A 20,634-nucleotide genomic window follows, 5' to 3' on the forward strand; every position below is an offset into this window, starting at 1 on the left:
TAGCAAAGCCACGAGCAAATTTGTGTTCAAAAGTGAGTCTCAAATCCAAGTACTCCTATGTGATCACCAAGCGACTTTGCCATAAAACTTCGTTCAGTGATGAATAACAGTTAATTGAGATGTCTACAACAAGCCCCCAATACAGCCACTTTCTATTCTTTGCCCATATCATAAACGTTCTTTATCAGAGACAGATATTTGCTGAGTAAAACAGTTATTAGATCGGAGCTAAGGCTAAAAAATCACTACGCTAGGTTGGCGATACTTATACTGTATTTAAGGCATCGAGTAAGTCATGCCAAAAACTCAGTCCGCTGTCTAATGACTCCTCAGTTTAGGGCGTTCAGTTTTATGTGCGAATTACGCAGCAAAGCCATTCTGTACACTAAAAATGATCAGAAATTGTATCTTACTTAACAGCCGCTGAATGACTACTATTAGCTTTGATTAATGCAAAAATAAATGAAACCGCTAGTCAATTAAGGTTGTTGTGTATGAAATTCAAAAACAAAGAACTGTGTAAAATAAGAACTATTACTACTTTTTTGTCATTAAAAAATGATAAAAAAACTTGGAGAAGTCAAATACAAAAAGCTGCTGATTTTTGTAATAATCTATCTGAAAAATTTATTAGTCAGGGCTATATAGTTCAATCTATTCGTATTGTCACCAATCCGTTTGGTGAATACTTAAATACTTTAAATATAGAAAGTGCTAAAGCTGATTTAACTCTACTAAGTAAATTGATTAATAGCCATAATAAAAGCGGATTACGTATTAGATTTGCTATCGGTGAAGTTAAAACTAAACATGAGCTTGGCCTTCTTCCTGAATTAATACGTGACTTCGGAGATTTGTGTAATGCTTGCGTTAATGTATCACCTGATGAGTTTGGTATTCTTGATAATGAGATGATTGACTTAGCAGCAACAACCGTAAAAAGAATTAGTGTAATAACTAGCCATGGTGAAGGTAACTTTAATTTTACAGTTAATTTTAACTGTAAACCATTTATCCCATGTTTTCCTGCAAGCTACCACCGTTCAGAGCTTGAGGATAGCTTTGTGATTGGTTTGGAAACACCAGATCTTTTAGTGCAAGTATTAAAAGATATAAATGAAAATTATAATATTAAAAACCATAACGAAGCATTCAAAATATATTTTGACGCAATGAAAACTGCTTTGCATTATCATATCGAGGAAATTAACCAACTTATTTTAAATTCAACGACAACAGATAGCTTCAATTTTGCAGGTTTTGATAGTTCTGCTGCACCGTCTAAAAGTTGCGCAAGTATGGTGGAAGTATATAAAGAATTAGGCGTTAAAAACTTTGGGGCCGCTGGTACAGTTGAGGTCTCTTCATTGTTAACTCGCGTATTTAAGTCAATGACTCACGTTAATCTAGTTGGATTTTCAGGCTTAATGCTCGCATTGACAGAGGATACAGGGCTTGCTGAGAGAACCATGACTAGTGATTTTGATATTCTGACCTTACTTACTAATAGTGCCGTCTGTGGTATCGGTTTAGACACAGTACCGATTCCAGGTAACACATCAATAGATAAAATTTCAGCGTTAATGCGCGATACAGGGACAATGGCCTATAGGTTGAATAAACCATTAACTGTGCGTTTGTTTCCTATTCCAAATTTAGTAGCAGGTGATGTTACTCAGTTTGAAAGCGACGATTTGTGTAACTCTGCCGTACTCAGTGTGGATTAAAGCGTAAGTAAAATTACTCACTCATAAATGGCTGGTATATTACAGTGGGGCTTATCTCTTTCTCTAAATAAACAAAAAATTAAAGATTATTGAGTAAGATTTTTAAGATACATACCCTAATGCAAAAACAAGCTAGCTGAACGCTAATCTTGAAAACCAGAGCATGAGCTCTGGTTTTTTTAGAAGCGATGTACTTATATTCTTTGTTATATTGTCGCCATTTAATGTTCTATTCTAATTAATGTTTTAAAGCCTAATTCTCGGTACCGATAAAGCCACCAGTCTGGTGATTCCACAACTGCGCATAGATACCATTTTGGTTAATCAGATCTTGGTGAGTGCCTTCTTCAACGATATTACCTTCATCTAAAACGATCAGGCGATCCATTGCTGCGATGGTGGATAGGCGGTGCGCAATTGCGATAACCGTCTTACCTTCCATTAGCTCAATTAAGCTCTCTTGGATAGCAGCCTCTACCTCTGAATCTAGAGCTGAAGTCGCTTCATCAAGAACCAACAGTGGTGCATTTTTCAGAAGTACACGTGAAATCGCTACACGTTGGCGTTGACCACCAGAAAGCTTAACACCACGCTCGCCCACTTGAGCATCGTAACCAATGTTGCCAAACGGGTCGGTTAGGGTTTCAATAAACTCATGCGCGTGCGCTTGCTTGGTTGCGGCATACACCTCTTCATCCGTCGCTTCCGGACGACCGTAAAGAATGTTGTCTTTGATCGAACGGTGAAGCAGTGAAGTGTCTTGTGTCACCATACCAATATTGCTGCGCAGTGAGTCTTGAGTAACGCTTGAGATCTCTTGATCATCAATCAGGATACGACCGCTTTCGACATCATGAAAACGCAGTAACAAGTTAACCAACGTCGATTTACCTGCGCCAGAACGTCCAACTAGACCTACCTTTTCACCTGGTTTGATGTTCAGGTTTAGCTTATTGATAACGCCTTTGCTTTCACCGTAGTTGAAGCTCACGTTTTCAAAGTTGATGCCGCCTTGTGGAACCTTAAGTGGCTGCGCGTCTTTCTTGTCTTCGATAGCGATAGGCTTCGACATGGTCTTAATGCCGTCAATCACGGTACCTAGGTTTTCAAACAGGCCACCGATCTCCCACATGATCCATTTCGACATGCCGTTAATACGTAGAGCCAAACTCACCGCAATCGCAATAGCACCCACAGTGATTGCGCTATCGAGCCATAGGTAGATAGAGATACCTGCGATACTGAATACCAGTAAGTAGTTAGCGAATTCAACACAGATGTTGAAGCCAGTAACAAGGCGCATTTGGCGATACACGGTATCTAGGAAACCTTCCATGCCTTCTTCAGCGTATTCCGTTTCACGTTTGCTGTGTGAAAACAGTTTTACTGTCGCGATGTTGGTGTAGCTATCAACAATTCGACCTGTCATGAGTGAACGAGCATCCGCCTGTTCCGATGACACATCTTTAAGTTTCGGTACGAAGTAAAGCTGAATACCGATATAGACGAACAACCAGATCAACATTGGAGCCATCAAGCGCCAATCCGACTCGGCCAGCATGAACAGCATCGCGGTGAAGTAAACCGTTACGTAGACAAACACATCAACCATCTTGGTCACGGTTTCACGCACCGCGAGCGATGTTTGCATTACTTTGGTGGCGACACGTCCGGCAAAGTCATCTTGGTAGAAGGATAAGCTTTGCTTTAAAAGGTAGCGGTGCGCCAACCAGCGAATCGACATCGGATAGTTGCCAAGTAAGGTTTGATGAAGCAACAGTGAGTAGACACTGATTAAGATTGGCATTACTACCAACAGCAGCAACCCAAGGCCCACAAGAGTGGACTTGTTGTCAGCTAAGAAGGTTTCCGGGTTACTTGTTGATAGCCAGTCAACCAATTGTCCCATGTAACCAAATAACGCCACTTCGATGATCGCAATCGTCATGCTCATGATACCGAGCAAGATCAGTGGCTTTTCAAAACCTCGCGTGTAGTGGCGGCAAAATGCCAGTATTCCAGTAGGAGGTTGTATCGGCTCTCCCTTTGGAAAGGCTTCAGTAAAGCCTTCAAACTTTTTGTACATAGATTTCCCTTTATAAACTCGTGTCTCTATAAGCAGCGGTATCGTCGTGCAGCTTTGTTTTTATAGTCTCAATTTAAATTTTCACAGTCTTAGTTTGAAATTTTATGAGCGCCTATACGCTCTTATAAGCATTAAATCATTCGATGGAGTTTGGTTTTCACTCTGGCTTAAACGCTTGGCTCTAGAGCTTGGTTTAACACCGTGTTTTAGTTATCGCGAAAGGTCCAAAACGTATTGTGTATGACGCTTATTTTAGATTGGATCAGATTGGGAGAGTTAAGCTTATTTCAAACGTAATTAATTGTTATGCAACGGTGATAATCCTAACGCTAAATGGATTAAATTGTAACCTAAACTCGCGGTAATACAGAAAAGAGCGTTCGGATATTTATTCAGCAAATTCTCTAATTGATATGCAAACTGTTGGTTCTTTCTGATGTGCTGTTATCTTGCAGTAAAAATTATGGTTTAAACTTGGTTTGGCAGTAAATGTTTTGGATAAATATTCAAATCATTATTCTTTTCAGTGAATCTTGCCGTAACAACTTGTTTACAATTCTTAGGTAAATAAAAGATAGGGACGGTTGAAATGTTAAACCTACACAAAAAATCACTTCACATTACCAATGTTCAAAACGCCAATTGCGTTGTTATGGTGCCGCCAAAAGAGTTTCGATTTAACGAAGAAACTGCACGTGATAACGAGTTTCAAAACAGAGTTAGCCTCACTGAAGCTGAGGTGAAGTTAGAAACTATGTCTGAATTCAAGACGATGGTGGCTTCATTACGTAAAGAGGGTGTGCAAGTTGTAGAGTTTGATTATCCAGAGCTTGGTGTGGAAACGCCAGATGCGGTGTTCCCAAACAATTGGTTCAGCACCTGTAGCGATGGCAGCTTATTCACCTTCCCAATGGCCTGTGAAAACCGTCAGAATGAAGTGAAACCAAATGCGCTTATTGAAGCATTAGAGGCGTCAGGTCGCGTTGTTAACCACACTGATTCGCTAGAGTCTTATATCGCGCAAGGTTCTTATCTTGAGAGCACGGGTGTGATGGTGATTGATCACATCAACAAGACCATCTATGCCGCGCTTTCTCAACGTTGTGACCGTGAAGTATTAGAGGATTACGCTAAGCGTATTGGTTATTCACGCGTGGTTTCGTTCCAAACGGCATTGCCATCTGGTCAGCCGATCTATCATACCAATGTAATGATGGCGATTGGTGATAACTTCTGTGTAATCTGTGATGAAGTGATTCCAGAGTTTGAGCGCCGTTTTGTAGTCAAGTCACTCGCGAAGGACAAGCAGGTTATCTCTATCTCAATCGATCAGATGAACCGTTTCTGCGGCAATATTCTGCAGCTTGAAACTGTGAATGGTGACAAAGTGATCGCGATGTCTCAATCGGCTTACGATGCGTTCTCTCCAGCTCAACTTGCCCAGCTATCGACTCATGGAAAGTTGCTACCATTCGACGTAAAAACCATTGAAGACATTGGTGGCGGTTCAGTACGTTGTATGCTTGGTGAAGTGTTCCTACCAACACGAGTGAAGCGTCTGTAGCGAACGATTCATATTGAGCTCTAAGCCTTTGAATACCACTCTTGTAATAGAGTGGTATTTTTGTATTTAACGAACTTCGTGAAACAGGCGCGGGAGAAGGGCTAGGGAGCCTTCTTGAAAGCTCTGTGTTCGATAAATTGAGTAGAGAGCGTGACTACTTCCTTAGAGTACACCAGCGCGGTGTGATTGAGCTTGAGTGCGCAGGTGTCTGTTGCGCCTCGCAGGTTAGCGTCTTCAAGCGTCACTGTGCCATCTCCTAGGTTTCTGCCCAACACAATGCGTCCTACACCTGCGTCGTAGGTGCCAGTAATCACGCCAATCGGCACATCAATATCGTAGTCGCCTAAGCCATCACTTAAGATCATCTTGCTCGAACCGAATATAAAACCTAATCCATGATTCGACAGGGTTTTCGCGATAGTCGCACCATTGTGTGGTGTGCCCGCTGTAATGATGCAGGTGTCAGTGAAGTGTGGCTGGTAGAATTTGAAGTAATGACGAATCAGTAAGCCACCGAGTGAGTGACCAAAGAAATAGACCTTATCGTGCTCATCAAAGCGTGCATTTACGAAGCGATTTAGGCGTTTTGCTGCGGATGGGAAGCGCAGTGAGTTGTAGGCAAACTTATGGGTAGTAAAGCCGCGTTTCTTAAAATTTCTATCTAGATATTGCATGATCAACGCAGGCATATACAGACCATGAATTAAAACTATGTGTTTGTTTTTATTATTCATTATTGCCCTCCGTCTGATGGTGTTTCCAGTATATGGAGTCGCAATCCTAAACTCAACAAAACTTGCTCCGAATGGGATACGATAGACAGAGATCTAGTGTGTGGGCAGCCCGTTACTCTGACCTGACACCGCCATATACATCTATGGTTAATCCACCTTCTTTGACATAGGTATTTGGTGTGAAGCCAATGGTCTTTTTTAAGTAACGAATCAGGTGTGGTTGGTCGCTAAATCCAAATTGAAAAGCGACGTCTAGCCAATCTATGTCATTCAACTCTTTCTTATAAAGATATTCGAGCATTGCTTCGAGTTTGTTCATGGATTGGCACTGCTTTAACGTTAGGCCTGTCACTTTGTTAAAGCTTCGTTCGAGTGTTCTTTGAGAACAAAATAGCGTGTCACCAAGTTCAGCTATGGGCGTCGAACCAATCACACTCAGTACTTTACGAGTGAGCTCGCTATGTCTATCGGTTCTAGCGGTGGATAACCAAGGTAGCAGTAAGTCATCCAACTGCTGACAACAAGCTTCAAAGTCGCTTTGAGCAAGCTTAATCAGTGAAGTTACATCGGCATCAGAATTGTTGAGTAGAACTGCAAGGTCGATGGTGTTGGCGCGATCTAAGCTTTGATGGGGGTAATCAGGGATTGTGAGCGAGTATAAAGCGCCGACGTGGAACTTGATGCCCAAGTGAATAAACGGCTTCGAGTGATCCAGTTCTATCGCCTTGTGATGGGGCAGTAATAGGTGGCTGCCAACTCCTTGTTGGACTTGTTGATTTATTGTGTAGTGATACGGTTGGTCGCTGGGTGACAGAATCAAATGTGCTGAAGGGTCAGGGTTGAGTATCGGAAACTGATGAGTTTGAGCATCGGGCGTTTTCTCGATAAGCCAATAACAATCAATGTATTGAGCAGCAACAGAGGGTTGAGGAGACTGTAACCAATTGATCATTCGAACTTCTATTTCTGATGAGTATCATCACAACTATATGTGGATATCCTTGTCGGCGACAGTTTTATCCACATTGGTTGTCTATGCTTGGTATCGGTTGTTTGACAGTGCCTGAGCATACTCAGCAGAGCAAGGGCTAGGCTGAGTATTTAATGAGTAAAAGTCAAACTGCAAGATGCGATTCTTTGATGACAAACCAGCTCGCTCAATTGCTTTTTGTGCACCGATATTACTGCTCTCGGTCGAGCATATAACTTCTAAACCTTGGCTGGTGGCGTGTTGTGTTAGAAAGTTCATTACGCGTGTTGCTAAGCCTTTGCCACATTCAGCTTGCGCGACAATCATGCCTAAATCTGCAAACTGCGTTTGGTGCTCATCGAATTTACGACACTCTCCAGTTGCAAGAACGCTTTCATTTCCCCTGTAACCCCAAAGCTCTTGGTGAGTAATCAAATTACCGTAATAACCGCTGAGCCACGCTTTAGGCGCGCCAATCGCTGATGAAGCAAATTCGACTAGTTGATCGAGTTGTTCTGGCGTCGCGAGAGTCATTTCGATGTTTTCAATGCTGTTTGCGACGGCTGTTGGACGCTGGCGGAACATCAGTGCGTTGACTTTGAAGGACTCAGTATTGTCCAAGCATAGTGACAGATATTGTGGTTCAGCCGCACTCACAAATGCACCTTTCACCTCACCAACCACAGAGCTGTTGTTTTCTACGATTAATGTAAACAAGTCTGCAATATTGGTGTTGGTGGTTGGTGCTAGATAGAATTGAAGTAAGTAGCCTTCACCATTCAACATGCAGTAACCCACAAGCTTGTCATTTTCGTAAAAGCCTTAATGGTCAGACATTTACACAAAACCGAAGTGCCACATGCCATCAAGTGGTGCTGTTGAATCAGCAAAGTAAGAAGCTGTTTTTAGTTTGCTTAAGTCGCTCAGTGTTGTGATTTTTTTGATGTCTAACATCGCTTGAATTCCTGTTGTTTCGATAGCTGCAATTGTAGGCGAGTGCTTTAGGCAGGTATTGAATAAAAGCGACAGTTTTATGTGTACCACTAGTGGAATGGTTGCCTAATCGTTTGGATCGGACCATGATTTAGGAATGTTGAAGTGGGGCAAGTTGGTGGGTTTGTTTCTTTCGCCTTTGCGCCATGCTTTTAGCTGGTTCACGTACGTGAGAATGTGCGCTATCGCGACAAAGAGTTGGTTTGGAACCATTTGATCGATTTGAGTGGTGTTGTAAATCGCTCTGGCAAGTGCAGGGCTCTCGACTACTTCAACCTCATTTTTAGTCGCAAGCTCTCTAATGTAAAGTGCCACATCATCTTGTCCTTTCGCGATCACAAACGGTGCCTCTGCTTGGCTTAAATCATAAATTAGGGCAATGGCGTAACGGCTTGGGTTGGTTAACACAACACTTGCTTTAGGCACGCGCTCATTGGCACTTCTCTTGGCATTTTGAGTCTGTATTTGACGGATTCGAGCTTTAACCTCTGGCCTACCTTCTTGTTCTTTGTGCTCATCTTTGACCTCTTGCTTAGTCATTTTCATCTGCTTTGTAAATTCATGTCGTTGATAAGGAAAATCAAACAAGCCAAACAGTAAGACGATTAAAAGAAGGTAGCCCAAGTACTCAATGGTAATGGTCGCGACTGAAAGCACCACGGTATCAAAGTGGGCGCTTACGAGGTTGGTGATTACTGAGATGTAGCTCGATATTACCCAATACAGCAGGGTAAAGAATAGAGAGACCTTAATAACGTTCTTGAAAAGCTCGACGATCGATTGGGAGGAAAATATACGCTTCAGTCCTTTAAGTGGACTTATCTTTTCCCACTTGGGAATCAGTAAAGATGGGCTGAATATCCACCCTCCAAGCAGCGTCGAGCCGACGATCGCGGCGATCATTTGATAAATCAGCAGTGGGAAAAATAGCATGATCATCGAAAAAAGCGCGGTGCCTACTAACTCGACGATAGCCATAGGTTGGCTGACCGTTTGGCTATCAAACCGAAAGCTTAAAAGAAACAGTTCAATGAAGGTCTGTTTAATCATGTCTACATTCAACACGTAGTAAGCGACGACGCTCATGAGGGTTATGGAAGAAACGAACTCTTTAGCGCGCGGTACTTGACCCTCTCGTCTAGCTTTAGCGAGCTTATGTTGACTGGGTTGTTCGCTCTTATCTCCGGAATCTTGATGATCAGACATTCGGTAGCCTCAGCATATAGTGCAGGTGCTGGTTCAACTCTAATACCAGATCAAAATAGTGATCGCCGATACCGGTTAGAGACGCCATTAATGCGAATAAGCCAAGTAGCATGGTCATTGGGAAACCAAGAGCAAAGACATTAAGAGACGGCGCCGCTTTGTTCATTAGACTAAACGTAATATTACTCAACAGCATGACAACGATAGCAGGCACCGCTACCAACAAGCCGGTCGCAAACATCCAAGACACCATTTTTAAGACGTATTCAATGCTGTTGAAAGGGAAAGGTGAATTGAGAGGCCAATACTCAAAGCTCTCTTTGAACACAAGTAGCACCACTAAGTGTCCATCCAAAGAGAGGAAAAGCAGCATGGAAGTGATGAACATGATCCTGCCAATGATGGCAATACTGACTCCGTTGGCAGGGTCGTTCATCACAGCCATAGCTAATCCCATTTGCATGGAAATGGCCTGACCCGCAATCGAAAAAATGGTGAAAAATATCATCACCGCAAAACCAATTAAAAAACCAAAGATGAGCTGGTAAAAAGAGAACAGTAGCGTGTCGATGCTGAAAGGGTTAAATGGAGGGACCTCTTTCACCAAGGGGGCGAGAAGCAGAGAAAAAATAAAAGCAAACAGCAGCTTAACTCTTACCGGAATCGCTTTATCACCAAAAAAGGGTGCGATCAGAAAAAGCCCAGTAAACCGAACAAAAGGCCACCAAAGTACCCCTAGCCATTGGGTGATATCAGTGAAGCTTATTTGCATCATGGTTAGCCAACCTTGCTTGGTATCGTATTGAAGATAAACAAGAATAGGTCGTTGATCTCTTGTAATAGCCAGTGACCCGCAAGAATGATGCATAGCAAAGTGACGAGCAGCCGAGGGAGGAAGCTGAGGGTTTGTTCATTAACTTGAGTGACGGCTTGGAAAATCGCTACCACCAAACCGACGACCAAGCTAGGTAAGATAAGAACCGACACCATAAGAATGATCAGCCAGATTGCTTGGCTGACCAGTGTGACGGCTTCTTCCGGGCTCATCCACTGATCCAAAAACTGTTGGCTAAACTCCCCATCAGTAAGCCCCAGCCATCAACGATGACAAATACCAACAGTTTGAAAGGCAGAGAAACAATCAAGGGTGACAACATCATCATCCCCATCGACATTAAGACGGATGCCACCACTAAGTCGATGACAAGAAAGGGCAAAAACAACATAAAGCCGATTTGGAAGGCGGCCTTGAGCTCACTCAGCAGATAGGCCGGCAGTAAAACTAAGAAGGGGATATCCTGATCAGACTCTATGGAGGTTTCTCCTGCTATCTTGGATACTTGTTCAAGTGCCTTGCGTTGTGTTTGGTCGAGCATGTAGCGACGTAGTGGTTTTTCTGCTGTGTCTAACGCCTGCATCAAGGTCACTTCGTCGTTTGAGTATGGAATGTAAGCGGTATCGTAAATCTTGGTCCAAACCGGCCTCATAATCAGTAAAGTAAAAATCAGTGCAATGCCCACAAGCACCTGATTTGGCGGTGTTTGTTGTAGGCCAAGCGCTTGCCTCAAAATAGCCAAAACAATCACAATTCGTGTGAAGCTAGTACACATAATCACGAAAGCTGGAACGAAGCTCAGTAATGTCATCAGGATCAGAATTTGCAATTTAACGCTGTATTCGGTGCCGTCAGATGTGGTGGTTTCACTGAGAATCGTCAACCCTTCTGCGTGCGATGCGCCCGCAAATAGGGCGAAAGCGAGGGTGAAGGATATTGGCTTAGACATCGTATTCTTTACGTTACTCAAAGTCGTTACTTACTTGGCTTTTTGATGATGCTCAGTAATCTCACGCCATACTGACCATTCTTGGATACAATTTCTCCTGTACCAAACGCGGTGCCATTGATTTTGATATCAACAGGGTCTCCTTCATGTTTTTCTAGCATCACAACACTGCCCGCTTTTAGATTCAGTAGCTCATCTAATATCAATGTCTTACGCGCAACCTCAACGGTGATATCGACAGGAATACTCTTGAGCAGAGAGATGTTACTGACGTGCTCTTTGTCGGCACCAAGGTCGATGTCGTCGGCAAGATCATCGAGATCTAAATCGTCAAGATCTGGCAACTCATCATGCAGGTTTAGGTCGCTCATTGAGCTGTCAATGTTGCGTGTCTCTTTGTCGTTAGCCATCGATTTCGACTCCCAGTTCAGAGTTTATGGATTGAAGTTTGCCAAAAAAAGTTGGGTGCCCGTTGACCTTGACCGTTAGGTTTTTGCATAGGGTCATGGGCATAAAATCCCCTGGTTTCAGCTGAGAAAGCTCATGCAGTGTGCACTGCTTGTGAAGCATGACGCACCCTAATTCGACGGGTTGATAACGCAGGTTGTCGAGTATCTCTTCCCGATCAAAGGTTTCGTTACTTTCCATCATGTCGCGCAGCTTTTTCACGTATTTGTTGTCGATCATGAAGGTCACATCAAGCTGTTGGTCGTCGAGTTCAAACTTAATGGTGACACCAATGTCTGAGGGCTGATGGTCGGTATGCTCAATGGCGTAGTGATTGGCATCGGCAGTCAGCGCGTTGGTGATCGCCATGGTGAACTTTTGAAAAAGCCTTAGATGGCTTTGGGTTAGCGCAATATCGGTGTTGCTACGCTTAGATTTTTTGAGTGGTAATGGGTTGTTGAGGTGCTTATGTAGCAGAATATCGGCGGTTTGGGGTGAAATAAAGAAAAAAACATGCCCAAACTCCTCAATATGAAGAACGGTTTTGATGCTGCTTGCTGGTGGTCGGCGCGCTTCTGAAAACGTGGCTTTGACGTGACGGCCCGCAAAGTTAAATTTAAAAATATCAATAATTTCTGTTGAGAAATGTTTTGAATGTCTTAACAGAAACTTACGCATTTTTATGCTCGGATTTCCGAATTCAGTCAATAATAATTTCTTCATGTCAAGTACCGGTGGTTGGTTTTTGCGGTCATTCTCAAATTTGACACGCTAATTAATCCTAACTATAGGTTAAAGCAGTCTCATTTCAACTTCGGTTGCGAGAGAAAATATAAAAAGATAAAGGCCTACTTCTGCTAAGGATTAAGGCCAATCAACGACGAGGCTAGGGCAATGATTCACTTAGACGATGCACTTGGGGTACACCCAAAAATGGTGCAGTTTCGTTTGGACAGAGCGGCAGTATTGAGTTCCAATATTGCCAACGTGGATACGCCTAATTACAAAGCGATGGATCTCAGGTTTGAGGCGGTACTCAGTGGTATTGGTCACTCAAAAGACTGGTACATAGGTACGGCGGCTCAATATCGGATTCCTGTGCAAAGAACACGAGATGGCAACACTGTTGAGCTAGAAAACGAGCAAGCTAGATTCGCGAAAAATGTGATGGATTATCATCAGAGCCTTGCGTTTTTGCAGTCTAAAATCAACGGGATAAAGTCTGCCATCAAAGGACAATAAGTGAATTAGGTAGGGACATTATGGCATTCTTAGGTATCTACGAGACGGCAGGCTCAGCGATGAGTGCGCAGACCGTCAGGCTTAATACTATCTCCAGTAACTTGGCGAACGCCGACTCTGTATCTGGTGACCCATCACAAGTTTATAAACCGCTAAAACCGATTTTCTCAGCGGTCTATAACCACTTCAACGCACAGCAAACTCAACAGCAAGGTGTGGTGCCGATTCGCATTGCCGATGTTGTGGAAGTCTCTTCAATGATGGAAGGGCGTTATGAGCCCAACAATCCTCTCTCTAACGACGAAGGGTATGTTTATTACTCTGGCATCAATGTCGTTAACGAAATGGCTGACATGATATCGGCTACTCGTAGTTTTGAAGCCAGCGTCGAAGTGCTCGGCAACGTAAAATCGATGCAACAATCATTGATGGGGCTTTGGCGCAGTTAACCCAACTGCTGCCAATGACACCAGAGGAGCTACACCATGACAACGATATCCGGTGCTGCGCAGGTCAATAATATTGAGTCTGCGTCAACGATGACCCTTCAAGACAATCCGAACAGTGCGAGTGCATTAAAGAATGAGTTCATCACTTTAATGGTGGCTCAGATTGAAAATCAGGATCCACTGAACCCAACTGACGGCACTGAATATGTCGCACAGCTGGCGCAGTTCTCTCAGGTTGAAAGTACGGAAAACCTTGTTCAGTTGACGCAAAACAACTCAACCATGCTCGATAACTTACAAGTACTTAGCACCGCTGCATTGATCGATAAAACGGTGACGGTAAAAAGTGATCGATTATCTGCAGCGGGTGTTGATCAGCATACCGGGTACATTGAGCTGCAAGCTCCGTCGAACACCGTCATGCTCGAATTAGTGGATTCGCTTAGCAATGTTAAGTCATTGAATCTTGGCCCGAATAGCGCAGGGCGAGTGGATTACACATTGGATGCGCAAGCCATGGGGCTAACCGGTCAGTATCAGATGCGTATCAAATTGGACAGTGGACAGGATTACCAGCCATCGATTTATCAGCATGGTCAGGTGGAACATGTGACGACGCCTTTGATTGGTGGCACGAGCCATTTGCAGGTCAAAGGGGTTGGCATGGTCGCGTTTTATGACGTGGCTGCCTTCTCAAATGAGTAAGGCTTTTAATTAGTTAGATAATTTTCGCTACATTTTCGGCTTTGCCGGTTTTTGGTTTGTATTTTTTAGTTTTGTTTTAAGTAAGTAAGATGACGGCTGTCGTTCTCCGTGGTGTTTAAGTCGACGGAGATAGCCTCTTTAGCGTGAAGAGGAAGACATTATGAGTTTTAGTATTGCACTGAGTGGGCTGAATGCCTCGAACTCAGAGCTGAACACCATTTCAAATAACATTGCTAACGTTTCTACGACGGGTTTTAAGGAGTCGAGAACCGAGTTTGCGTCCGTTTATAGCGGTAGTGAGGCAGGCGGCGTTGAAGTGGTCGGGGTTTCGCAAAACTTTGAGAAAAGCGGAACCGTAACCGGAACTGGGCGCTCACTGGATATGGCATTAAGTGGCAATGGCTTCTTCGTGCTTGAAGACAGTAAAGGGCAAACTCTCTATACCCGTTCTGGTATTTTCAACATGAATGCTGATGGGGTGATAACTGCGAACAGTGGTGCCGCCCTGCAAGGTTACTCGGTTGATGGTAATAACAATTTATTGCTCGGCTCGGTAGGCACGGTGCAGATCAGCACGGCATCGCTGCAAGCTAGAGAAACGGACAGTATCGAGTTTGTTGCCAACCTCGACGCCAGAGAGCAGGTTCCTGCCAGCGCGTTTGACTACAGCGATTCATCCACCTACAACCACTCTTATACCACGCCAGTTTATGACTCTTTGGGTAACCCTCATACGGTGAGCCAGTACTTTGTTAAGGGCGCATCTAATGACTGGGATGTTCACATCTTGGTTGATGGTAAAGCGATTGATGGGGCTGATGCCTTGATACCCGCCGCTTCGCCAACCGCGACGGATACTGCAAACTTTACCTTTAATGCCGATGGCACCATCTCATCGGGTGGTAACTACTCAGTCAGTTTCGACCCAGCCAATGGGGCAAACAGTGTCACGGTGAATATCGACCTATCCGCAGTCACCCAGTTTGGTAGCGACTTCGTTGTTTCCAAAAATAGCCCAAATGGTTACACCTCTGGTGATTATGCCAGCGTGCGAATGGAAAACGATGGTCGTATCTTTGCGACTTATACTAATGGTCAGTCTCAATTGCAAGGTCAGGTTGTACTTGCCGACTTTGCTTCCCCTCAGAACATGATCAAAACCAGTGATACCGCTTGGTTACAAAGCTTTAGTTCTGGCACGCCTGTTCTGGGTACTGCGGGCAGTGGGGTGTTTGGGGATTTGACTTCCGGTGCGCTCGAAGGTTCCAACGTCGATCTGACGTCTGAACTCGTGGCCTTGATGACGGCTCAGCGTAATTATCAAGCCAACACCAAGTCGATATCGACATCGGATCAACTGACGCAAGCCTTGTTCAACGTGGTGTAGCACTATGAATCCGATTCTCTTTAGTGCTGCGAAAGGTGCTGAGCGAACCATGCTCGCTCAGCACGTGCGCGCGAATAATTTGTCCCATGCGGACACCGTTGGTTTTAAAGCCTTGATGGAGCACTCAACACCGATGCGCCTTGAAGGCTCGGGCTTTCTTACTTCCATCACCTCCAGAACTAACTCATCGATCAATAACTTTGCTCAGGGTGAAGATATACGTACTGAGCGACCACTGGATGTCGCCATTAATGGTGACGGCTTTATTACGCTCGAAGGGATAGAGGATGAACCTGCCGAGCTCTATACGCGGGCGGGCAATTTTCGATTGGATGGTAATGGTCAACTCTACCTTGGTGAGCGTCGAGTGATGTCGACTGATGGTCCAATGGTGTTGCCAGACTTTGAGTTTGTGTCGGTGAGTTCGAATGGATTGGTGTCGATCACCCCGATTGGCGGCGAGGCATCGCTAGAAGTTGGCGCTCTCAAATTGGTTAAGCCTGAGAACGAACAGATGACCATGCATGCGAGTGGTCACTTTGTTCCTAAAGGCGGTCAGGTTCTGGTTGAAGACTTTAACGTTCAGATTCGTTCTGGTTATTTAGAGGCGAGCAACGTCTCCAGTTTAGAAGAGCTCGTCAGCATTATGTCGCTGACTCGACAATACGAAATGCAAATTGAAGTGATGGCATCCGCGGATGAGATCGCTCAGATAGGCAATAAGCTTCTCAAAGCTTAAGGAAGGGAATTATGCACAGTGCCTTATGGATATCCAAAACAGGGATGGCTGCACAAGATGCAAAAATGACGGCGATTTCGAACAACCTTGCCAATATCAATACAGTCGGTTTTAAGCGAGACCGAGTGGTGTTCGAAGATCTTTTTTACAGTGTCGATAAGCAAGCAGGTACCGAAACTACAGAGCTTAATGAACATCCAACGGGGATTCAGCTCGGTAATGGTGTTCGAGTGGTTGGCACCGAGAAAGTGTTTACTCAAGGGAATATCCAGAATACCAACCAACAATTTGATCTGGCTATTCTCGGTGATGGTTTCTTCCAGATAGAAAACTCAGATGGAGAGCTACTCTATACCCGAAATGGCCAGTTTCAAACCAACTCTGATGGTCAGTTAGTCAATACACAAGGCTATCCTCTGATCCCTGAAGTCGTCATTCCTCAAGAGGCGACTCTCGTCAGTATTACTGCTGATGGCGTGGTCAGTGCTACGATACCGGGCCAAGTGAATCCTGAAGATTTAGGGCAAATCACCATAGTGAAATTCATGAACCCTGCAGGGCTTTCTGCTCAAGGGGGTAACTTATTTATTGAAACGGAAGGTTCAGGTGAAGCGGTCGAGCTCATCGCAGGAACAGAAGGTTCAGGCCAGTTAAAACAAGGGGCACTTGAAGGGTCGAACGTACAGGTGGTGGAAGAAATGGTTGATATGATCGCCACCCAACGCGCTTATGAGATGAGCGCCAAGATGGTCAGCGCAGCCGATGAGATGCTGCAGTACATCGCGCAGCAATCATAACTCTCGCTTTAACGAGCGAATAACGATGGTTGCTAGGGAGATCTGACATGGAAAAGCCAATTAAGTCAAGGTTGGGTAAGCCGCATGCAATCGGTGCGATTTATTGCCTTACCGTAGTTACCTTGCTGGTGGTGATGGGTACGGGTTGTGCTGGTCGCCAAGACGATTTTATTCCACCATCGCCAAATGATGAAGCGTACGCGCCGCCCGAGCTGGACTATCAAGTGACCAGAATCAGCAAAGGTAGCCTCTATACGGGAACGACTTCGATGACCTTGTTCCAAGATCGAAGAGCGTACCGTGTGGGCGATATTTTAACGGTGTTGTTGGATGAAAAAACAGAGTCCGATAAGAGTGCTTCAACCCAATATGGCAAAGATTCCAGCGCTAACATCACCGCGCCTACATTGGGCAACAAGACCTTTGAAGACGTGGGCGCTTCTGTTGATGCCATGCGAGATTTTGATGGCGCAGCTGCCTCGAAACAAGGTAACAGCTTATCGGGTTCTATTACTGTCACCGTGTATAACGTGTTGCCGAATGGTGTGCTTAGAGTAAGAGGAGAGAAGTGGCTCAAGCTTAACCAAGGAGATGAATACATTCGTCTGACTGGCAATGTACGGGTCGATGATATTCAGGCAGACAACACACTTTCTTCCCAGCGAATTGCCGATGCAAGAATTACTTATGCTGGCCGCGGCTCGTTTGCTGATACCAACACTGCTGGTTGGTTGACCCAGTTCTTCAATTCGCCATGGATGCCATTCTAATGAGTGCCCTAATTCGCTTCTACTTGACCTCATTGGCGCTGCCTTGGTGTTTGCTTGGGTTTATTTCTTCGGCAGATGCGGCACGACCAATTGCAGAAGTCGCCGAGGTGTATGGCGATAGACAAAACCAACTTATTGGCTATGGGTTAGTTGTGGGTTTGGACGGGTCTGGCGATAAATCGCAAGTGAAGTTCACGCAACAATCGGTAGTTAACATGATCAAACAATTTGGGGTGCAACTGGATGATTCCACCAACCCTAAGCTGAAAAATGTCGCTGCCGTTAGTGTCACAGCTATGGTGGAACCTCACCAAGGTGCAGGTCAAACCCTGACTGTGACGGTGTCTTCATTGGGGGATGCAAAAAGCTTGCGCGGTGGCACCTTATTGCTCACTCCACTACGAGGTATTGATGGCGAAGTGTACGCCATAGCGCAAGGCAGTCTTGTGGTTGGAGGCTTCAATGCGACTGGTGAAAACGGAACCAGTATTACTAGGAACACACCTACCGTCGGGCGTATCCCTAATGGTGCGACCTTGGAGCGCGAGGTCTCAACTGGTGCTGACTTAGAGCCAACGATACGCCTGCAACTCAAGCAACCGAATTACGAAACTGCGCTCAATGTTTCCAAGGCAATTAACCAGATGTTTGGCGGTCAGGTAGCGAAAGCGCTTAACAAAGGCCAGGTTCAAGTCTCTGCTCCGATAGATAGTGAAGACCGCGTGATGTTTGTTGCCATGATTCAAGAACTTGAGGTGGAAGAGGGGCGTCGATTACCGAAAGTGGTGTTTAACTCTCGCACCGGAACCGTGGTGATCAGCCAGAACGTGACGGTGTCTGAAGCGGCGGTCAGCCAAGGTGGGATCACAGTGACAATACAGGAATCTCAATCTGTTTCTCAGCCTGGTGGTGCTTTCAATACTGCAGGGGAAACCGCGATTATTCAGAACTCACAAGTGAGTGTTGGTGAGGAAGATGGTACGACTATGGTTTGGCCGAAAGGGACGAACCTACAAGAGATCGTGGATGCGATCAACAACATTGGTGCGACACCGGAAGCGCTTATGCAAATCTTGCAGGCTCTCGATGAGGTGGGTGCCATTAACGGTGATCTGGTGGTGATCTAATGGCAAATATAACGGTTATGAACCCTTCGTCGCTTGAGCCGGTGTCGAGTAACCATACGGCGCCAATACTCGATAACCCTAAAATGGCTGCATCGATAAAACCTGTTGAGCATCCACAGTCATTTGAAAGATTCATGATGAACAGGGCACCAGAAATGATGCCGATGGTGAAAGCCAGCGCAGGTTCGAGCCAAGCAATGACCAACTTTTACTTGGACAACAACGCGCTTGCCAAATTAAAGCATGACAATTCTGCCTCAGGTTTATTGGCCGTTTCACAGCAGTTCGAGGCGTTGTTTTTACAACAAATGCTGACCCGAATGCGTTCTGCCAGCCAAGCACTGAGTGATAAAGACAATCCGTTGTCGATGAAATCAGACGATATGTTTCAGGGCATGCTAGATGCTCAGCTTGCACAAAGAATCAGTCGTCAATCGTCGTTTGGGTTAGCAGATATGATCTTCAAACAGTTGTCATCACAAGTTATGGGACGACCTTTTGATAAGGAGAATCAATAATGGGCATGACCAATATCGGGTTAAGTGGCGCACTCGCCAACCGGGTAGCTCTCAATACAACGGCGCAAAATACCGCTAATGTGAATACTCCCGGGTATAGCCGTCAAATAGTGACCATGGAAGCCAGTGTGTCGGGCAATACTGTGAATGGCATTAATCTAGGATCTGGTGTTGAGGTTGGCGATATCCTGCGGATTGCCGATCAGTCGTCTATCAATCGACTAAGAGAAGCGACGGAATCTGCCCAGTTTAGCCAAAGCTACTTCAATGGCCTCTCCAATTTGGAAAATTTATTGGGAGCGGATGGACTGAGCCTCACACAAGGGATGAACGGTTTTTTTGCTGCCATTGATGAGGCCAGTGTTACACCAGAAAGTGTCGCTTTTCGCCAGCAAGTACTGACCAATGCTGACGCTTTGGCGCAACAGTTTAACTCTGTGTCTGCGCAGTTGAGCCAGCAGGAAGCCGCGCAAAGTGAGCGTTATGGAGCCTTGGTGACCCATGTGAATAGCCAATTAGAAAGCATCGCTTCCCTAAATCAAAAACTGCAAGAAGATGCGCTGCTTGGTAAGAGCGTTGGTGGTTTACAGGATGCGATGGATAAACACCTCAATGAACTCTCTAAGTCTCTCGATGTTCAGGTGATCTTCACCAATGGCGGCGTCGAACTTTCTACACCAAACGGCCAGCCTCTTGTGATTGGCGGTTATGCCGCATCGCTTGCGCGAGACCAATCCAGTGGCGACCTTTACAGCACGGATTTGAACATCACCTTTCAGTCAATGACAACGCCTGTTGATGCTTCATTAGGTGGAGAGTTAGGAGCGCTCGAAGCACTAAAAACGAATCAATATGAACCCATCAAAACACTGCTAGCGGACCTTGCCAAAGGCTTGGCCGACGGTGTGAACTCGGCATTAAATTCTGGGTTTGATCTTAATGGCGCGGCGGGTCAGAACTTGTTTATCTACACCCCAGGCAGTGAAGCCTTATCTTTGGCGATTGATCCCACCCTGACCGCACAAGACCTAGCCTTTTCATCGAGTGCAACGCTTGCCGGAAACGGCGATGTGTTGAAAGACCTATCGATGCTGTCACAAACACTATTAACCAATGGCTCTGTGGTGGGAGAAACCCCTTACAGCGCTTACTCAGGGCTACTCGGTGATATCGGTATCTTCACTCGTCAGGCACAGAGCGAAGCAACCGCAGCTCAAGTGAGCATGGAGGACGCGCAAGTGGTAAGAGACAGTGTCAGTGCGGTTAATTCCGATGAAGAGGCGGCCAACATGCTGCTCTACCTCAACGCTTATGAGGCCAATATGAAAATTATTAGCACGGCCAATCAGATGTTCCAGACCTTGCTAAGAGCATTCTAGGAGAAAAGTG

General features: G+C 45.1%; 21 protein-coding genes and 1 pseudogene. 12 read left to right on the plus strand and 10 right to left on the minus strand.

Annotation, left to right across the window (positions count from 1 at the left end; all coding sequences use genetic code 11):
* The first annotated feature begins 494 nt into the window (after nucleotides 1-494).
* Nucleotides 495-1,727 carry a DUF711 family protein gene (locus A3712_RS20810; protein WP_063524891.1) on the plus strand — a complete coding sequence of 411 codons (1,233 nt, stop codon included), beginning with the start codon at nucleotides 495-497 and terminating at the stop codon, nucleotides 1,725-1,727.
* A gap of 253 nt (nucleotides 1,728-1,980) precedes the next feature.
* Here A3712_RS20810 and A3712_RS20815 read toward each other — a convergent pair whose 3' ends face one another.
* A complete protein-coding gene (locus tag A3712_RS20815) occupies nucleotides 1,981-3,813 on the minus strand; it encodes an ABC transporter ATP-binding protein (protein ID WP_063524892.1) in 1,833 nt (610 codons plus the stop codon).
* 589 nt (nucleotides 3,814-4,402) lie between these two features.
* Between A3712_RS20815 and A3712_RS20820 the strand changes: the two genes are divergently transcribed.
* Nucleotides 4,403-5,377, plus strand: coding sequence for an arginine deiminase-related protein (locus A3712_RS20820; protein ID WP_063524893.1), 975 nt, complete (start codon nucleotides 4,403-4,405; stop codon nucleotides 5,375-5,377).
* A 101-nt stretch (nucleotides 5,378-5,478) separates the two neighbouring features.
* Here A3712_RS20820 and A3712_RS20825 read toward each other — a convergent pair whose 3' ends face one another.
* From A3712_RS20825 to A3712_RS20865, 9 genes and pseudogenes are all read right to left on the minus strand, one after another.
* On the minus strand, nucleotides 5,479-6,111 hold the full coding sequence (locus tag A3712_RS20825) for an esterase/lipase family protein (protein WP_063524894.1): 633 nt from the start codon (nucleotides 6,109-6,111) through the stop codon (nucleotides 5,479-5,481).
* Between the two features lie 112 nt (nucleotides 6,112-6,223).
* A complete protein-coding gene (locus A3712_RS20830) occupies nucleotides 6,224-7,063 on the minus strand; it encodes a helix-turn-helix domain-containing protein (protein ID WP_063524895.1) in 840 nt (279 codons plus the stop codon).
* A gap of 81 nt (nucleotides 7,064-7,144) precedes the next feature.
* Nucleotides 7,145-8,035 (minus strand): annotated as a pseudogene (locus tag A3712_RS20835) (GNAT family N-acetyltransferase).
* Between the two features lie 105 nt (nucleotides 8,036-8,140).
* Entirely contained in the window at nucleotides 8,141-9,280 is a 1,140-nt protein-coding gene (gene flhB, locus A3712_RS20840; RefSeq protein WP_063524896.1) for a flagellar biosynthesis protein FlhB, read from the minus strand.
* On the minus strand, nucleotides 9,273-10,055 hold the full coding sequence (gene fliR / locus A3712_RS20845; RefSeq protein ID WP_082856285.1) for a flagellar biosynthetic protein FliR: 783 nt from the start codon (nucleotides 10,053-10,055) through the stop codon (nucleotides 9,273-9,275). Before fliR ends, flhB begins: the two co-directional genes overlap by 8 nt.
* A 2-nt stretch (nucleotides 10,056-10,057) precedes the next feature.
* On the minus strand, nucleotides 10,058-10,327 hold the full coding sequence (fliQ, locus tag A3712_RS20850; protein WP_063524897.1) for a flagellar biosynthesis protein FliQ: 270 nt from the start codon (nucleotides 10,325-10,327) through the stop codon (nucleotides 10,058-10,060).
* On the minus strand, nucleotides 10,324-11,064 hold the full coding sequence (gene fliP, locus A3712_RS20855; protein WP_063524898.1) for a flagellar type III secretion system pore protein FliP: 741 nt from the start codon (nucleotides 11,062-11,064) through the stop codon (nucleotides 10,324-10,326). Before fliP ends, fliQ begins: the two co-directional genes overlap by 4 nt.
* A 26-nt stretch (nucleotides 11,065-11,090) precedes the next feature.
* On the minus strand, nucleotides 11,091-11,474 hold the full coding sequence (locus A3712_RS20860) for a FliM/FliN family flagellar motor switch protein (RefSeq protein ID WP_008218033.1): 384 nt from the start codon (nucleotides 11,472-11,474) through the stop codon (nucleotides 11,091-11,093).
* On the minus strand, nucleotides 11,467-12,234 hold the full coding sequence (locus A3712_RS20865; RefSeq protein ID WP_063524899.1) for a FliM/FliN family flagellar motor C-terminal domain-containing protein: 768 nt from the start codon (nucleotides 12,232-12,234) through the stop codon (nucleotides 11,467-11,469). Before A3712_RS20865 ends, A3712_RS20860 begins: the two co-directional genes overlap by 8 nt.
* Before the next feature lie 171 nt (nucleotides 12,235-12,405).
* Between A3712_RS20865 and A3712_RS20870 the strand changes: the two genes are divergently transcribed.
* From A3712_RS20870 to flgK, 10 genes are all read left to right on the plus strand, one after another.
* The gene (locus tag A3712_RS20870; RefSeq protein ID WP_008223413.1) at nucleotides 12,406-12,753 is read left to right on the plus strand and encodes a flagellar basal body protein; all 348 of its coding nucleotides are present in this window, start codon (nucleotides 12,406-12,408) and stop codon (nucleotides 12,751-12,753) included.
* A 20-nt stretch (nucleotides 12,754-12,773) separates the two neighbouring features.
* Entirely contained in the window at nucleotides 12,774-13,202 is a 429-nt protein-coding gene (gene flgC, locus A3712_RS20875) for a flagellar basal body rod protein FlgC (RefSeq protein WP_008223411.1), read from the plus strand.
* 36 nt (nucleotides 13,203-13,238) lie between these two features.
* A complete protein-coding gene (locus tag A3712_RS20880; protein ID WP_063524900.1) occupies nucleotides 13,239-13,907 on the plus strand; it encodes a flagellar hook capping FlgD N-terminal domain-containing protein in 669 nt (222 codons plus the stop codon).
* Between the two features lie 160 nt (nucleotides 13,908-14,067).
* Nucleotides 14,068-15,294, plus strand: a complete 1,227-nt coding sequence (flgE, locus tag A3712_RS20885; RefSeq protein WP_063524901.1) for a flagellar hook protein FlgE — start codon at nucleotides 14,068-14,070, stop codon at nucleotides 15,292-15,294.
* A 4-nt stretch (nucleotides 15,295-15,298) separates the two neighbouring features.
* Nucleotides 15,299-16,033, plus strand: coding sequence for a flagellar basal body rod protein FlgF (locus A3712_RS20890; RefSeq protein ID WP_063524902.1), 735 nt, complete (start codon nucleotides 15,299-15,301; stop codon nucleotides 16,031-16,033).
* 11 nt (nucleotides 16,034-16,044) lie between these two features.
* Nucleotides 16,045-16,830 (plus strand): flagellar basal-body rod protein FlgG, encoded by a 786-nt coding sequence (flgG, locus tag A3712_RS20895; protein ID WP_063524903.1) that lies wholly within the window; start codon nucleotides 16,045-16,047, stop codon nucleotides 16,828-16,830.
* Nucleotides 16,831-16,964: 134 nt separating this feature from the next.
* Nucleotides 16,965-17,600 (plus strand): flagellar basal body L-ring protein FlgH, encoded by a 636-nt coding sequence (gene flgH / locus A3712_RS20900; RefSeq protein WP_063524980.1) that lies wholly within the window; start codon nucleotides 16,965-16,967, stop codon nucleotides 17,598-17,600.
* On the plus strand, nucleotides 17,600-18,727 hold the full coding sequence (locus tag A3712_RS20905) for a flagellar basal body P-ring protein FlgI (protein ID WP_063524904.1): 1,128 nt from the start codon (nucleotides 17,600-17,602) through the stop codon (nucleotides 18,725-18,727). Before flgH ends, A3712_RS20905 begins: the two co-directional genes overlap by 1 nt.
* A complete protein-coding gene (locus A3712_RS20910; protein WP_157618830.1) occupies nucleotides 18,727-19,245 on the plus strand; it encodes a rod-binding protein in 519 nt (172 codons plus the stop codon). Before A3712_RS20905 ends, A3712_RS20910 begins: the two co-directional genes overlap by 1 nt.
* Nucleotides 19,245-20,624: a flagellar hook-associated protein FlgK gene (gene flgK / locus A3712_RS20915; protein WP_063524905.1), complete on the plus strand. Its 1,380-nt coding sequence runs from the start codon at nucleotides 19,245-19,247 to the stop codon at nucleotides 20,622-20,624. Before A3712_RS20910 ends, flgK begins: the two co-directional genes overlap by 1 nt.
* Nucleotides 20,625-20,634 lie beyond the last annotated feature (10 nt).

The sequence above is a fragment of the Vibrio sp. HI00D65 genome (assembly GCF_001635455.1).
In the GTDB taxonomy this organism is placed as follows: Bacteria; Pseudomonadota; Gammaproteobacteria; order Enterobacterales; family Vibrionaceae; genus Vibrio.